10 protein-coding genes are annotated in these 16,134 nt (G+C 67.2%); 3 read left to right on the forward strand and 7 right to left on the reverse strand.

Annotated elements, in window-relative coordinates; translation table 11 throughout:
- Positions 1-86 precede the first annotated feature (86 nt).
- Positions 87-1,454 carry a magnesium transporter gene (gene mgtE, locus PDM29_RS06350; RefSeq protein ID WP_311193025.1) on the reverse strand — a complete coding sequence of 456 codons (1,368 nt, stop codon included), beginning with the start codon at positions 1,452-1,454 and terminating at the stop codon, positions 87-89.
- A 428-nt stretch (positions 1,455-1,882) separates the two neighbouring features.
- On the opposite strand from mgtE, the gene PDM29_RS06355 reads away from it, so the two are divergent.
- The 3 genes from PDM29_RS06355 (at position 1,883) to PDM29_RS06365 (ending at position 9,219) form a co-directional block, all read left to right on the forward strand.
- Positions 1,883-3,691, forward strand: coding sequence for a monovalent cation:proton antiporter-2 (CPA2) family protein (locus PDM29_RS06355; protein ID WP_311193026.1), 1,809 nt, complete (start codon positions 1,883-1,885; stop codon positions 3,689-3,691).
- Between the two features lie 120 nt (positions 3,692-3,811).
- Positions 3,812-7,765: a dermonecrotic toxin domain-containing protein gene (locus tag PDM29_RS06360; RefSeq protein ID WP_311193027.1), complete on the forward strand. Its 3,954-nt coding sequence runs from the start codon at positions 3,812-3,814 to the stop codon at positions 7,763-7,765.
- 167 nt (positions 7,766-7,932) lie between these two features.
- On the forward strand, positions 7,933-9,219 hold the full coding sequence (locus PDM29_RS06365; protein WP_311193028.1) for a protein kinase family protein: 1,287 nt from the start codon (positions 7,933-7,935) through the stop codon (positions 9,217-9,219).
- A 202-nt stretch (positions 9,220-9,421) separates the two neighbouring features.
- On the opposite strand, the gene PDM29_RS06370 is transcribed toward PDM29_RS06365, so the two are convergent.
- The 6 genes from PDM29_RS06370 to PDM29_RS06395 form a co-directional block, all read right to left on the reverse strand.
- A complete protein-coding gene (locus tag PDM29_RS06370) occupies positions 9,422-12,757 on the reverse strand; it encodes an ankyrin repeat domain-containing protein (RefSeq protein ID WP_311193029.1) in 3,336 nt (1,111 codons plus the stop codon).
- On the reverse strand, positions 12,750-13,019 hold the full coding sequence (locus PDM29_RS06375) for a YcgL domain-containing protein (RefSeq protein ID WP_260341531.1): 270 nt from the start codon (positions 13,017-13,019) through the stop codon (positions 12,750-12,752). Before PDM29_RS06375 ends, PDM29_RS06370 begins: the two co-directional genes overlap by 8 nt.
- A gap of 177 nt (positions 13,020-13,196) precedes the next feature.
- A complete protein-coding gene (locus PDM29_RS06380; RefSeq protein ID WP_260341530.1) occupies positions 13,197-13,676 on the reverse strand; it encodes an excinuclease in 480 nt (159 codons plus the stop codon).
- Between the two features lie 32 nt (positions 13,677-13,708).
- Positions 13,709-14,950: a beta-ketoacyl-ACP synthase gene (locus tag PDM29_RS06385; protein ID WP_311193030.1), complete on the reverse strand. Its 1,242-nt coding sequence runs from the start codon at positions 14,948-14,950 to the stop codon at positions 13,709-13,711.
- The gene (gene fabG, locus PDM29_RS06390) at positions 14,950-15,681 is read right to left on the reverse strand and encodes a 3-oxoacyl-ACP reductase FabG (protein ID WP_311193031.1); all 732 of its coding nucleotides are present in this window, start codon (positions 15,679-15,681) and stop codon (positions 14,950-14,952) included. The genes PDM29_RS06385 and fabG overlap by 1 nt, the downstream gene beginning before the upstream one ends.
- Positions 15,678-16,133 carry a hotdog family protein gene (locus PDM29_RS06395; protein WP_311193032.1) on the reverse strand — a complete coding sequence of 152 codons (456 nt, stop codon included), beginning with the start codon at positions 16,131-16,133 and terminating at the stop codon, positions 15,678-15,680. The genes fabG and PDM29_RS06395 overlap by 4 nt, the downstream gene beginning before the upstream one ends.
- Between the last annotated feature and the right edge of the window lies 1 nt (position 16,134).

Consider the following 16,134-nt stretch of genomic DNA (forward strand, 5'->3'; position numbering starts at 1 on the left):
GCGACCCCGGGTCGTAGTGACACGCCATGCGTGTCAACGCCATGATCCTGCGCACGTACATTCGCCATGCGTGCCCACGCGCACCATCACAACAACGTGCCGCTCAAAATCATCGCGGCAATGCTGAAATAGATGACCAACCCGGTCACATCCACCAATGTCGCCACGAACGGGGCCGACGCACTGGCCGGGTCGAACCCCAGCCGCTTCAGCACGAACGGCAGCATCGAACCGGACAACGACCCGAACGTCACAATCCCCACCAGCGCTGCACCAATGGTCAGGGCCAGCAGCTGCCAGTGCTCGCCGTAATCATGCAGGCCCAGCAGCTGCCAGGACACGATGCGGATCATCGCCAGCACGCCGAGGATGGCCCCCAGGGTCATGCCGGTCGGCAGTTCACGCAGCGCGACGCGCCACCAGTCGCGCAGGCGCAACTCGCGCAGCGCCAGGCTGCGGATCAGCAGCGAGGTGGCCTGCGAACCGGAATTGCCGCCCGAACTCATGATCAAGGGAATGAACAGGGTCAACACCACGGCGCGGGCCAGCTCTTCCTCGTAGTGCTGCATGGCGCTGGCGGTGAGCATTTCGCCGAGGAACAGCACGCTCAACCAGCCGGCGCGCTTGCGCAGCATCTCGAAGAAGCCGATCTGCATGTACGGCTTGTCCAGAGCCTCCATGCCACCGAACTTGTGCGCGTCCTCGGTGGACTCCTCGATCAGCGCGTCCAGCACGTCATCCACGGTGACGATGCCGAGCACATGCTGTGCGTCGTCCACCACCGGAATGGCCAGCAGGTCATGGCGGCGGATCAGCCGCGCCACTTCTTCCTGGTCCAGCAGTGGGTGAACCGACACCGGTGCGTTGACCTGCGCTACTTCCAGGATCGATTCCTCGGGCAGCCCAGTGATCAGCCGGCGCATGGTCACCACCTGCTGCAGGGCCTGGCTGTGCGGGTCGAGCACGTAGATGGCGTAGACGGTCTCGCGGGTGCGCTCCACTTCGCGGATGTGCTGCAGGGTGCGGCCGACGGTCCAGGTGGACGGCACGCTGACGAATTCGGTGGTCATCAGCGCGCCGGCGGTGTGCGCCGGGTAGCTGAGCAGCTGCTGGATCGCACGCCGGGCGTCGGCGCTGAGCAGCGGGATCAGGCGGGCGCGCTCGTCTTCGTCCAGCTCATGGACGATGTCGGTGGCGCGGTCGTCGGCCATCAGGCCCAGCAGGGCGGCGGCGCGGGCTTCGGGCAGGGCAGCGACCAGCTCGCCGCTGCGGGCCAGTTCGGGTTGTTCGAGCATCTTGACCGCGCGCGGCAACGGCAGCGCGGCCAGAGTGTCGGCGGCACGGGTCAGTTCAAGCGTGTTGAGGTATTCCACCGCGTCGGCGGTGTTGAAGTCCTGCAGGGGTGCGCTCAGGGCGGCATCGGCCACCGGACGCAGGAGGTCTTTCTGGTTCATGGGTTCGCCTTTGGATCGCGATGCGCGACGCCAACGCTGGCGAACCGTCCCGTGTCAGGCGGTCGCCATCGCTGGCGTCGAGCAAGGTCGAGGTCTACTGTCGCTGGACATGGGTTGGGTTTCCGGATGGGTTTATTCGCTGGAGGCGGCGCGTTGCGCCGTCACCCGACCAACGGTCGGGTGCTACCGGAACACGGCGAGCACCTGACATTGGGCGACGACAGTGCGGAGCATCGGTAGCAGCCGACCGTTGGTCGGCTGGCACCGCGCAGCGGTGTGCCTGCAGCGGCCGGCAGTCTGGACCTGTGCAGGACCCGGGTCAACCCCCAACCAGGCCCCTGTTGGGACACGGTTGAAGGTCGTTGACGCCCCCGGCCGCATAATGGGCGCGCGGCAACGGGCCGAGGTTCGGATCCACAGGTTTCCTCATGCATAGCGGTGCCCTCGAACTGGCCCTGGTCCTGCTGCTGGCGGCGGTGATCGCCGTGCCGGTGTTCAAGAAGTTCGGCCTGGGCGCGGTGCTGGGCTACCTTGCCGCCGGCGTGGTGCTGGGTCCTGACGGGCTGGGCTTCGTGCAGGACGCCGACCGCATTCTGGGCGCGGCCGAGATCGGCGTGGTGATGCTGCTGTTCGTGATCGGCCTGGAGCTTTCGCCGTCGCGCCTGAAGGTGATGCGGCGTTCGGTGTTCGGGGCCGGCGCGGCGCAGGTGGCGCTGTGCGCGGTGGTGCTGGGCAGCCTGCTGTTGCTGGACCACTTCCAGTGGAAGAGCGCGCTGATCGTCGGCATTGCATTGGCCCTTTCTTCAACGGCGGTCGGGCTGCAGCTGCTGTCCGAGCACAAGGCGCTGAACACCGATTACGGGCGACTGGGCTTTGCCATCCTGCTGTTCCAGGACCTGATCGCCATTCCGCTGCTGGCGGCCATTCCCCTGCTGGGCGGGGCGAAGAACCAGACCCTGCACTGGAGCGACGTGGCGGTGGCGCTGGGCGCACTGGCCGTGGTCATCCTGTGTGGGCGGCCGGTGTTGCGCCGGCTGTTCAACATCATTGCGCGCACCCGCAGCCCCGAAGTGTTCACCGCCATGGCCCTGCTGGTGGTTCTGGGCACCGCGTGGTTCATGCAGGAGGCCGGGCTGAGCCCCAGCCTGGGGGCGTTCCTGGCTGGGGTGCTGTTGTCTGATTCGGAGTTCCGGCACGAGCTGGAATCGCAGATTGAACCCTTCAAGGGTCTGCTGCTGGGTCTGTTCTTCATTGCCGTGGGCATGGGCATCGACCTGGACCGGGTGGTGGCCGAACCCGGGCTGGTGGCAATCGGCGTGGTCGCGCTGCTGGTGGTGAAGTTCGGCCTGCTGTTTGCCATCGGCAAAGTGGCGAAGCTGAGCACCCGGCATGCGGTGATGCTGGGCAGCGTGCTGTGGCTGGGCGGCGAGTTCGCTTTCGTAGTGTTCAACGAAGCGCAGCGCGTGCATCTGCTGGGCGCGGCCAACCATGACCGGCTGGTGGCGGTGGTGGGGCTTTCGATGGCGCTCACCCCGCTGCTGATGCTGGCGTTGCTGCGGCTGCTGGGCAGCGAGCACAAGGCCGGCGATGCGCGCCCGGCCGATGCGGTGGACACCGACGGCACCCAGCCGAAAGTGCTGATTGCCGGCATGGGCCGCTTCGGCCAGGTGGTGGCGCGCCTGCTGACCGCGCAGAAAATTCCGTTCGTGGCGCTGGAGTCCAACCCGGACACGGTGTCGGACCTGCGCCGCTTCGGCAACAAGCTGTACTACGGCGACCCGACCCGGCCGGAGATGCTGCGTGCCTCCGGCGGCGAGCATATCCGCGTGTTCGTGATCACCCTGGACGACCCGGATGCGAACATGCGGGCGACCCGACTGATCCGGCGCATGTACCCGCAAGCGGTGGTGCTGGCGCGCGCCCGCAACCGCCAGCATGCATGGCGGCTGATGGACATGTCCGCCGAGCCGTTCCGCGAAGTATTCGGCACCAGCCTGGAGCTGAGCGAGCGCCTGCTGGTGGCGCTGGGTCTTTCCGCCGACACCGCACGCAGCCACGTGCAGCGCTTCCGCGAGCATGACGAGAAACTGCTGCGCGACCAGTACCTGGTGTATGACGATGAAGCGGCGGTGATCCAGACCTCACGCGACGCGCGGGCCGATCTGATGCGCCTGTTCGAGGCGGATGCCGGTCGCGACGCGAACACGTCAGAAGACGACGACAGATCGCGGGGGTGAGACGCAGGTAATGCAGGGTCTGCAAGGTGACGTGCGTCACGTATGCAAGATTTCTGTAACTTGTTTTAGGAACATCGTCAGAGACTCGCGGGGCCACTCCCCCACCGTGAGCTCCCCCTGATGCCCATCCTGACCAGCGCCTCGCTGCCGCGGCCGTTGTCGCGCGCGTCCTCCACATCCCTGCCCGCGCCACCGCCTCGGCCGATGCGATCCGTGTCGCTGCCGGCCCCACAGTCGATCAGCAATCCGCCCACTTCGCGCGCGTCTGCGCCTGAGCCGGAATCACCTTACATAAAGGCGCATGCCCTGCTGAGCTCACCGCTGCAGGATGGCCCCCCTGTGCAGCAGGCCTTGGCCGGACTGATGCGCGGCGACCGGCCGGGCGACGATGTCGTGCGCCTGTTGGCCCTCGCCCACCTGCCATGGGGCCGGGCACACGCCGCGCTGTTTGGCGACGACTGCCCGTTGGCACCGCACACGCTGGTGCTGATGCTGCATGCGTTGTTCCCCATCAGCAACGAGCAAGGCCAGCGGCTGCTGCCGCTGCTGCGCGAGCACGCGCTGTCCCGCAGCCTGGCGCAATGGACCACGCTGTTGTGCAAACCCCGCCACGAGCACCAGGGCGCGCTGAAGCTGCGTGCAGTGGACGACGCCGGTGATCTGGATGCCATCACGTCGCAGCTGGACGAGATGCTGCCCGCGGCGAGAATGAACGAGGGGCAGGCCGCGCTGGCACTGCTGCACACCTTGCTGCCGAAGTGGTCCGGCAAGCAGCAGCGCGAAGTGTATGCGCTGTGGCGCGACGACCGCACGGGCTGGTCGCTGGCCGATGCTGCGCTACGTGCGCGCGATCTGCAGGAAAAGTTGCCTGCGCGCCCGGCTGCCGACGTACTGCAGGCACTGGAAGCCGAACGCAAGCGGGATCGGCCACCCGCAGCCGCGCCGGGCAGCGTGGCCGACGCCGTGGTCGGGTTGTTGAACCTGTTGCTCGGGGAAAATCCGCTGGCAGCCGCCGACCGCACTCTGTCATTCGGAGCGCGGCTGTCGGGGGGCACCTGGTTGCCGAACTTCGCACCTCACGGCCCCGTTGTGCAGCAGCGTACGGGGCTGCCGCTGGTATCAGCGGCAACCACGCCGCGCGGACTGGTCTCCATGCGCCTGAGGGACCTGGACCAGCGCCTGCAGGAGCAGGCGCTGCGCAAGGACTACTACACGGGCCAGATGCAGCAGATGGTGGCTTGGCAGCTTTCCAGGCCCACGGAGGTGTCTGCGCCGGCCTCCACCGCGCGGCGGCCCGCCTCCGCGCCACCGGTGCAACGCAACAGCACCGGTAACGCATCGAATGCCGATGCATCGGAGCTGTTCGCAGTGCCGGACGATCTGCACTCACCCGGGCGGCTGACCCCACTGGGCGCGCGCCCGTCGATGCAGGGGTTGTCCACGCCGCGTGCGTCGGGTGTGGACGCTGCGCCGCTGCAACCGCTGGCACCGGCGGTTAACAGCACCACGCCGCCGCCCAGCGCGGACGAGCAGATGATCAACAAGGAAATCGAAAGGATCGAAACCCAGCTTCCGCAGTGGCTGAAGGATGCACCGCTGGGCGAGCGCAACTACCTGCAGACGCTGAGCGATCTGCACGGTGCGTGGGAAGACGTATGGATTACGCTGATTTCCGGGGTGGACTCGCTGGAGACCTATACCCACGACGCGCTGGCCAAGGCTTTGAACGCCACCGGTTCCGGCCAGGGCTTCGACCCCGCTACCGTGAATGTGACGGTCACCGAACGCCGCTGGCCAGACCCGGAGTTTCCCGGTGCCTTCCTGGATGCCCCGGTGGTATGGCCAGTCCCGCCGGGCGGCATCGAGCCGGTGCTGACCGAGCGCACGGTGTCGCTGGTCGAGTTCGCGATCGGCAACATCGCACAGCGCTGGCTGCTGGGCCCGGACCACGACGTGTCGATGGAACGTCATATCAACGGCAGCACGCGAGCGCTGAGCGAGAAGGAGGTCACAGCTGTAGTTGACCTCGTTCGTAGGCTGGATGTGGGCAGCACCTACCCGGACTACCTGCGTGACATCCTGCTGTGGCCGCTGTCGCCGCTGGCAGGCCCGTTGCGCCAGGCCTGGGTGCACAGCAACGGGCTGCTGCTGGAAGCAGCCCTGCAGGCGGCGCGGCTGCAGGGCTCCACATTCCCAAAGGACTACTACACCTATCTTGACCCGATCAGCGGGCACGATCTGGCGTCGCGCATGCTCGAGCATGTGCTGCAACATCCGGACGAGCGCACGCGGCCGGAACTGGAGACGTACACGCCCTACGTGCACGCGCTCAAGATCGGCTACGCCGATTCAGCGTTGGGCACGCTGCTGGGCGGTACCGGTGCCTGCCGGGTCAATGGGGTGTGGGTGGTGGAGATGGATGCGCCGGATCGCGGGGTCACCTCCGTCGTGGTGGTCACGCCAGGCGCTCCGGACGGGAAGATCATCCGGGTGTACGACGACATGCAGGCCGCGAAGTCCGATCCGTACTGGCGCACCGATGCCGGCTATGGCTATCTGAAGGAACGCATGTCGCACGAAGACCAGGTGCGCGCGGACGGACTGGCCTTCGGCGACGACCCGGTAAAGAGCCGCATGCCACGACACCCCGGCCGCTTCACCGCAGAGAAGGTGCAGCTGGAGCGCATCCACGGCGACTTCCTGCACGAAGCGTTCGAGTACATGGCGCACACCATGATCCGTGACGGCGCGTCAGCGTCAACCACCACCGCCGAGGTCGACTGGTCGGCAGCACTGTCGTCCAGCTTCGATGTTGCGTTGACGCTTGACGATGTGACCAGCCCACTGCCACTGGGCAAGCTGCTGGGCAAGCTGAAGCTGCTGCTGAAGCCGGGGCGCTGGTTCGATGCAGGTACCTCCACGATCAAAGCGGGGCAGAGCCTGCAGCGCGGCAAGGACATCACCGGGCGCAAGTCGCCATTCTCGCGCATCGTGAAGTTGAACGACGGCCGCATTGGCGTGCTGGCCGGCCCACCCGGCCCCCCCGCCAGCGCTCCGAACTGGGCACAACTGGACCAACTGCAGGATCGCAGCCGCACGCTGGTGCACCCCCCGGCGCGGCAACTGAGTCTTCCCGACGAGCGCGAACTGCGACGCAGGGAAGTGCGCGAACTGGACCGCCTGAAGGAAGAGCTGACTGCGCTGAAGGGTGCCTACAGCGGCCCGTACGAGTTCGACATCAACAGCCACCGCGAAACCTGGTGGCCCTACATGGACCGCGTGCCGGAGCTGTCGGGTCTGAACGATGCCGAGCGCTCGCAGTACGTGGCGTATCTGCTCAGCCAGCGCGAAGCGAGCGCGGTCAGCAGCATGCTGCGCAGCTTGAGTACGGTAGGCGTTCAGAAGGCCAGCCTCCCCTTCCGCGCGATGCACGGGCGCGCGATTGCACTGGTGGAGGGCGGCCGGGCGGGGTCCTCAACGGCGGTGCAGCCTGCACCCGGACCGGCTCCGGGCAGCAGCCTCACCAGCCCGACCAAGAAGCTTTCAGACGGAACGGGGAGCGGATCACCGAAGAAGCCGCGTCTGTCGCAGCCACTGCAGGACGCCGGCGGCTCGGTGCCGCCTCCCTCCGATTTCCGGTTCGAAGTGGTGCCTCGCGACCAATGGCCACCGTCGCTTTTCCACTACACGACGCGGGCGAACTACAACAAGATCATGAGCGACGGCGGCATCAACCCCAGCGATGTGGATCCCATGGGGAAAGCCGGCAAGGGCCCGGCACCGCGGATCGTATACGTCACCCCACTGGTACCCGAACTGGGTCGCACGCAACTGGAGCCCCGGCTGTTCGGCAGGAGTTCGCATGGGTCCAGGAGCGACAAGCTCGAGTGTGCGATCGAGATGAAAACAGAGCACTTCTCGTTCGACACCGTGGTGACCCGATACACCGGTACGCACAGCGACGTCTGGACAGTGGGCCCGCCCGGAGGCGGCTATATCCCGCTACGCGTTGCGGAAGGCGAGTCGTCGGTTCTGGTGAAACCTGTGCCCGGAAGCGAAATCGTCCCGTGGTAACCCCACGCAACGCGGCGGTGGGCCGGTGCCGATGGCGCCGCTCCATCGGCCCTGCCGGCTTCGCCGGGGGTAGAGTCGGTCGCAAGACGACTGCAGACCTCAATGATCGCCCCTTTAACGCATTGACCCCACCAATCCCATGACCCATCCCCCGGAGACCCCCATACATGTTCCGTAGCGTCGGACCCAAACCAGCACCCGCAGTGCGCTCAACCACACCGTCGCCACAGAACGCGTCACACGACGAGAACAACAACCTCCGCCGCCGCGCACCAGATACGGTCGGTAACGGCGTTGTCAGAGACGACTTCCTCGAATCGTTTCCACCCAAACGCGCCAAGCGCGCCGCAGACTCCATCAAAAGCGCATGGAAGGACCACCTGAAGCACGTGGCCAACACCAACCAGGAGAGGCATTTCGAGGAGTACCGCAGCACCCACGAGGATTACCGGACACTGGCCTATGAACCCGAGAATACGGACGTCTATCCCCTCCGCAAGTTGGAACAGGACAAATGGGTGTTCTTCTGCTCGATCGCCAAGCGTCCGACCCTGCGCTACCCGATCGTTGAAATGCCTGTGGAGAGCGAGAAAGCCGTCACCGTGCAAGGTCGATTCAAGGACCTGCAGACCCTCGACGACAAATATGTCGCACTGCGCCCGGTGGCTGATGGCACCTTCATGCATCGCGACGAGAAGCGGCTTGATCCGTTGCGCGCCACCGCCTCGCTGGTGTTCAGCGCGGTCATCAATGAAAAGCTGATCATCGCGCGCAACGCCGGCACCACTCTGTTCGACTATCTTGCCAAAGGAGGCCAGCTGCCGATGATCGTGTTCCAGGCACTGGTGCAGGACGTGGATCGCCTGCATGCACTGGACGTGCGCGGCGGTGCATTCGTGCGCGATATCAAACTGGAGAACACCTGCATACGGCTGCCGGCCGGTGAGCCGTTGCCTTCAGGTCCGCTGCCGTCCGCGCGTCTGATCGACTTCGAGGACGACGTGCTGTTTGGTGATGAGCTGCTGCAACTGAGACCCGAGCACGCGCGCGGCACGCGCGAATGCCAGACCAATGCGTTGATGCAGGACCTGTACGCAGGCCCTGGCGCAGGGCGTAGCGCGGCGGCGAATGCGCTTGATCTGTATGCGCTGTTGCTGATGGTGGTGGCAGCCACCGCTCCGCCCGGTTCGGACCTGCAGCGCGCGGCGCTGTGCGAGCATCGTCAGATTCCGGCGCTGGATGTTCATCCGGGTGCGATGCATGACGGAAACGCGGACTTGTTCAGGCCGTGGCTTGAAGCAAATGTGCAAGCCAAGCATGCGGAGGATATTCTCCATCTGCTCACCAATCCGGCGGTGTTTGCACGCAAGCATCCAGAGCGCCTCACGCTGGCACCGATGCTGCGCTTCGCAGAATCAACAACGCCATCGTCCTGCGCACGTAGCAATTCGTAGTGACGCGCCATGCGCGTCAACCGCGCAAAGCGCGGCACAAGCATCCGAAGCCTGCATCCACGGTATTGCGAACCATTGACCAACGTTTGGAGTTGGCCGAAGACATGTATCAGGCGTTCATGCACACAGAACGAAGTGCGGACGGGCATGGCCCGTCCCTACGCGGTCATGTTCAATCAGCCGTTTACGCGGTCATGTTCAATCAACCGTTATCGCGCAGGAACCGGGCCATCGACGAAACGCCCGGGACGCGCGGTTCGAACTCACCGGCGACGTCGATGAAGCCACGCATCACCGCGATCTCGCGCGGGCTGCGGTTCAGCGCGTCGCGCACGTCCGGGTCAGCCCCGGCGCGCAGCAGACGCTGCACCAGCAGCGGCAGGCCGTGCAGCGCAGCCAGGTGCAGCGGCCCGAAACCGCGCGGGTCGCGCGCCTCCAGCGACACGTCTTCATCGAGAAGGCGCTCTACCGCCGCCAACACCACCTGCTCGTCGCATGCGGTACCGGGTTCGGCGCGTGCGCCGAGCAGCAACAGCAACGGCGTCACCGAACCCGCCGCCGGCTGGTCCGGCTCGGCACCAGACAGCAACAACGTGTCCAGCAGGGCGAGCAGGCGCGAACGGTCGCGGGCGCTGAAGCCGTACAGCGCGGCGCAGTGCAGCGGGCCGAGCTGCTGCGCGTCGCCGGCGTGCACGTTGGCACCGGCGGTGAGCAGGCGCGCGGCAATGTCCGGCAGCCCCAGCGCCGAGGCGAGCATCAGCACGGTGACACCGCCCGGCAGGCGATATTCCAGTTCGGCCCCGGCATCCAGCAGCGCCGAAACGATGTCGGTCTGGCGCATGCTGACCGCAGCAGACAGCGGCGTGGCCCCACTGGCAGCGGCATGCTGCGGATTCGCTCCGCGCGCCAGCAGCAGGTCGACCACGGCCAGGTGTCCACCGCCGGCCGCGCGCAGAAGCGCGGTGCAGCCTTGTGCGTCCACCACGTCCACGGCGAAACCGAGATCGATCAGGCGGCGTACGGCATCGGCATCTCCGACCATGGCCGCCGACGGCAGGTCGGCGTCGCGCAGCGCACGGCGTGGCAGCTGCCACACGCGCCAGTCCAGCCAATCGGCGAGGTCGCGGCGGCCGATCGACAGCGCCACGCCCAACGGAGTCTGGCCATCGGCAGCACGTGCTTCCGGCGAGGCACCGTGTTGCACTAGCAGCTTCAAGGAGCCTTCGCGGGCCAGTGCGGTGGCCAGGTGCAGCGCGGTCATGCCGTGGCTGTCGCGTGCCTCGCGATCCACGCCCAGCGTGAGCAGGGCCTGCTGCAGGCGCAGCCAGCCCAGCCGCACCGCCAGCGACAACGGCGGGTCACCGGCTGGCGACGGCGCGAACGGATCCGCCCCGCGTTCCAGCAGTTCCAGGGCCAGCTGTTCCAACCCGCGCGAGGCGTGGTCGTGCTGCGCGCAGGCGGCCAGCAGGCGTGACAGTCCACCGGCTCCCGCGGGCGACACACCGCGGCGCAACAGCGCCTGCAGCGACGGCACAGCGTCGGTGCCACGCGACAGCAGGGCGAACATCGGGGTGTCGCCGCAGGCGTCGAGCACATCCGGCGTAGCCCCTTGGGCCAGCAGCCATTCCACCGACTGCGGATCCAGCGCCAGCTCGGGCTCGTGCAGCAGTCCGCCGAGTTCATCGGCACTGCATAGCCGTGCCAGTGCGGTCATGCCGTCGTAGTTGCCAAAGCCCAGCGCTTCGCGCAGCAGGTCCAGCGGCGGGCGGTCGGGCAGCAGCGGCGCATCGGGGGTTTCGGCGTCAGCCGCAGCGGAGCCCAGGCCATCGCTCACCGCGGCCGGCAACGGATAGCTGCGGTCGAGCAGCGAGACGATCGCCCAGCGCCCGGCCGCCGCGGCAATGTCGACCGCGCGGCGACCCTGCGGGTCGGTGACGTCGGCGGCGATGCCCAGTTCCAGCAGGCGGCGCACCAGCAGCGGCGATGCGCCTTCGGCCATGCAGGCCAGCAGCACCGCATTGCGGCCTTCCACATCGACCGCATGCAGATCGGGTTTGTGCGGCAGCAGGTGCTCAATCACACCGGCGCGGCCAGCACGCGCGGCTTCCAGCCACGGGGTGCGCGACAGCGCGTCGCGCGCTTCCAGATTGGCGCCGGCGGTAAGCAGCACATCGATGATGTCGACGTGGCCAGCCAGTGCGGCCTCGTGCAGCGCACTGCGACGCTGGCGGTCGCGCGCGTCGGCGCGGGCCTTGTGCTTCAGCAGCAGCTGCACGCCGGCGGGGTCGTCTTCTTCGGTACCGGCGGCAGCCAGCAGCACCGGGGTGCCGTCTGCCGGTTCGGTGCGCGCCCCGCGTTCCAGCAGGAAACGAGCGAGTCGCCAGTTACCGACCTGGCAGGCCACCGCCAGCGGCGACCAGCCTTCCTGGTTCAGCGCATCCACTTCGGCGGCGGCGTCGCGCAGCAGCGCGGCCACGCCCGGGTCGGAACTGCGCGCGGCATGATGCAGCGGGGTGTTGCCTTCGGCATCGGCAGCGCGCGAATCGGCCCCGTTGGCGAGCAGGGTCATCACCGCTTCGGGGCGGCCGTGCCAGCTGTCACGGGTGGCGGCCAGCAGCGGGGTCATGCCCTTATGCGGCGTATTGAGGTCGGCACCGCGCGCGATCAACTCGCGCAGCAGGCGCAGGTCGGGTAACACAGCGGCCAGCACCACCAGGCTGCGCTGGTCGCGCCAGCTGGGATCGGGCAACGCGCGCGGGTCGGCCCCGGCGGCCAGCAGTTGCAGCGCGCGGTCAACACGGCCGCTGCGCGCGGCCTCGAACAGCGCCGGCAGAGTTTCGTGCTGGGCCATCGGTTCCAGCGGCTGGCTGTCCTGCACGGCCGCCGCTTCGAACAGGTCGCGGGCCGGCACCGGCGTGGCCACTGCGGACAGCGTTTCAGCCGGAGTCACCCGCTGCAGCGCGAAGTGCGCCAGCGGGGAGCCGACCAGCAGCAGCGCCACCAGTAGCCAGCGCAGGCCATCGGAAACCAGGCCCGGCCATGCCGGCAGCACGATCAGGGCGCACAGCGCCACCACCAGCCCGGCCACCAGCAGGCCACGCCATGCGCTGAGGTCGCGCCCGGCCAGGCTGCGCCAATGCCGCGACAGGCTGCCGTCGCTGCGCTCGATCTCGTTCCACAACGGCCAGGTGCGCCACACGCCCAGCAGTGCGGCGCTGACCGCCACGCTCAGGCCGAGCACCGCCGCCAGGCTGCCGCTGTCGTGCAGGGCACCCAACGGCCAGGCCACCAGCAGTGCCAGTGCCACGGCACCGACGCCCCACAGGGCGGCCAAGGCAGGCACGTCCTGCTTCCAGAGCACGGCAGGCTTGGGCAGGGTGCGGCTGCGTCGCCACCAGGAGATGCCCAGCGCAAACGCCGGCTGCGCCAGGGTGGCGGCAATCGCGGCGACAACGCCGCCAAAGACCGCGCCCAGCGACAGCACGCCACCTGCGGCAAAGGCGGCGGCAATGGCACGGCGGTAGCGCGGATCAGTCATCACGCCGCCGGGGAACCTTCACCGGCGCAACCGGCGGCGGTGGCATCTGCAGGTGGAAGCCGCGCTCGGCCAGATTGGCGCGCACGGCATCGACGTCGGCCAGGGCCAGACGGCGTTCGGGGGTCAAGGCGACTTCAAGCACGAATGACAGCGGGCCCAGCGTGGCCATCAGCGCGTCGGGAACGGCGCTGAAGTCATCGCGGACGGCGAGGTAGACGTACGTGTCCTGCTTGCGTTGGCTTTTGTAGACGTAGGCTTGCATGCCCGCGGGGCGTGGCCCTGGGAAATAGTTCGATGATTGTGGAGTAAAGCACGCAAGGGCGAAAGCCGGCCGCCGTGATTGCGTGCCGGAATTTCGCCCTGCGTCAGATTCAGGTTCATCAATGTCGCGGCGGTGTTCAGGTGCCGCGTAATGGAGCCGGGCGAGCCCGGCCCTACGTCAACGGGCGCGACGCTTGGGTTCGGCGGCCGGCTTGGCAGCTGCGCCCACCTTGGCGTAGGTGCCCTTCAGGGCAACACCGGCCAGAATGGCACCGGCGTAGCATTCGTAGTCGGTGGTGCTCTTGAATTCGTTCTTCTTGTAGTAGCTGACGATGTCGACCACGGCGTTGGCACCGCGCGACTTGGCACCATCCTGCAGAGCCTTCAGCGCCGACAGGGCAACCCAGCGGCAGGCTTCTTCGTCGCTCTTGTTGGCAGCGTTGGTCTTCTTGTTGGTGACATCTTCGCCCAGGCGCTGCAGGACGTTGACCTTCTGGCCGGCCAGGTAGAACTTCACGCTGCCGTCGATGCCGGCGTCGCGGGCAGTCTGGGAATCCACCAGCTCCTGCAGCGACTGGTGCACCGGGGTGTCACGGGCCTGTGCGGTGCTGGCAAGGGCGAACAGGGCAACACCGGCGATCAAAGCAAAACGACGCATACAACTTTCTCCTTGTTGTTGGGGGGAACGCTTCAGTTGGGCCAGCGACGGAAGATCAACGAGGTGTTGATGCCGCCGAAGGCGAAGTTGTTGCTCATCACGTACTCGGGGTGCAGCACGCGCCCTTCGCCACGGATGTAATCGAGCTCGCCGCAGCGCGGGTCGACCTGGTCCAGGTTGAGGGTCGGGGCAAACCAGCCTTCGCGCATCATCTCGATGGTGACCCAGGCTTCAAACGCACCGCAGGCCCCGAGCATGTGGCCGACGTAGCTCTTCAGCGAGCTGATCGGCATGTTCGGCCCGAACACCTGGGTGGTGGCCTGGGTTTCGGCGATGTCGCCGTGGTCGGTAGCGGTGCCGTGGGCATTCACGTAACCGATCTGTTCGGGCTGGAGGCCGGCATCTTCCAGCGCCAGGCGCATGGCCTGGGCCATGGTCTCGCTGGTTGGCTGGGTGACGTGCTGGCCGTCGCTGTTGGTGCCGTAGCCGACCAGTTCGGCGAGGATCGGCGCACCGCGCTCGAGCGCGTGCTCCAGGTCTTCCAGGATCAGCGTGCCGGCACCTTCGCCCAGCACCAGGCCATCGCGGTCAGCGGCGAACGGGCTGGGCGCGGTCTTGGGGGCGTCGTTCTTCACGCTGGTGGCGAACAAGGTGTCGAACACCGCCGCTGCGGTGGCGTCGAGCTGTTCGGCACCGCCGCTGACCATCACCGTCTGCTTGCCGCTGCGGATCGCCTCATAGCCGGCACCGACGCCCTGGCTGCCCGAGGTACAGGCGCTGGACGTGGTGTACACCCGCCCGGTGAGCCCGAAGAACACGCCGATGTTCACCGGCGAGGTGTGGCTCATCATCTTCAGGTAGGTGGTGGCGCTGATGCCTTCGGTGGTGTTCTCGTTGAGCATGCGCCCGAATTCGGCGGTGGCCTCGTGGCTACCCGAAGACGAGCCGTAGGCCACGCCGGTGCGCCCGCTGCGCAGGATCGGATGGCCGAGCAGGCCGGCCGCTTCCAGCGCCAGTTCGGTGGCACGCACCGACATCACCGCGACCTTGCCCATGCTGCGGGTGGTCTTGCGGTTGTAATGCGGCGGCAGCTCATAGTCTTCGGCCGGCGCGGCCAGGCGGGTGTTGAGGCCGTCGTAGACCTCCCAGCCGGGGATGTACTGCACCGCGTTCTCGCGGGCGTGCAGGCGGGCACGGATGCTGGGCCAGTCATGCCCCAGCGGGCTGATGGCGGCAGCACCGGTCACCACCACGCGGCGTTCAATCCGGCTCATCAGACCATGCCTCCGTTGACCGAAATGACCTGGCGGGTGATGTAACCGGCCGGTTCGGAGAGCAGGAAGGCCACGGTGGCCGCCACTTCCTCGGGCTGGCCGAGGCGGCCGGCGGGAATCAGCTTCAGCGCGTGGTCGACGATTTCCTCGTTGATCATGTCGGTCTCGATCAGGCCGGGGGCAACGCAGTTGACCGTGATGGCACGGCTGGCCAGTTCCAGCGCCAGCGCCTTGGTCGCGCCGATGATGCCGGCCTTGGCCGCGCTGTAGTTGGTCTGGCCGCGGTTGCCGACCAGACCGGACACCGACGACAGGGTGACAATGCGGCCGGGCTTGCGCCGGCGCACCATCGGCATCACCACCGGGTGCAGCACGTTGTAGAAGCTGTCCAGGTTGGTGTGCACCACCGCATCCCAGTCCTCGGCGGTCATCGCCGGGAACGCGCCATCGCGGGCGATGCCGGCATTGCAGACCACCCCGTAGTAAGCGCCATGCGCTTCGATGTCGGCTTCCAGCGTGGCGCGCGCGGTGTCGCGGTCGGCCACGTCGAAGGCCAGCACGCGGGCCTTCCGGCCCAGCGCCTGGATCTCAGCGGCCACGGCCTGCGCCTCTTCAATGCGGCTGCGGCAATGCACCACCACGTCGAAGCCGTCGCGCGCGATGCGCAGCGCCACGGCACGGCCGATACCCCGGCTGGCACCGGTGACCAGCACGGTCAAATTCCCTGTCATACCTCTCCACTCTCCAGATAGGCCATCGCATCGAGGGGTTCGTACACCGATACGTTGGCAACGGCCAATTCTTCATCGCCGGCCAGAATCCGGCAGGCGAACATTCCGAGCCCATTTTCGCCCATCAGCTCGCAATTTGCCTCTACCCGCAGGCAAACGCCGGCCGGGAAGGCCGGCCGATGCGCGGTGTAACGGCGGGTGCCGAGCAGAAAGCCGATGGACGGCTCCCGCCCTTCCTGGCGGGCACGGCACCCGGCCCAGGCGGCAATGGCCTGCGCCATGTATTCCACCCCCACCCAGGCCGGCACGCCGTCAGGCGTCGAGAACAGCCCACTGACCGGCACGTCCACTTCCACCGTGATCGATTCCGGTCCCCAGGCAACCACGCGGTCGATCAGGCGCATGCTGTCCTTGTGCGGCAGCACGCTGTCGATGTCGTCAGGCAGCCACATG

This window comes from Stenotrophomonas oahuensis (genome assembly GCF_031834595.1).
In the GTDB taxonomy this organism is placed as follows: Bacteria; Pseudomonadota; Gammaproteobacteria; order Xanthomonadales; family Xanthomonadaceae; genus Stenotrophomonas; species Stenotrophomonas oahuensis.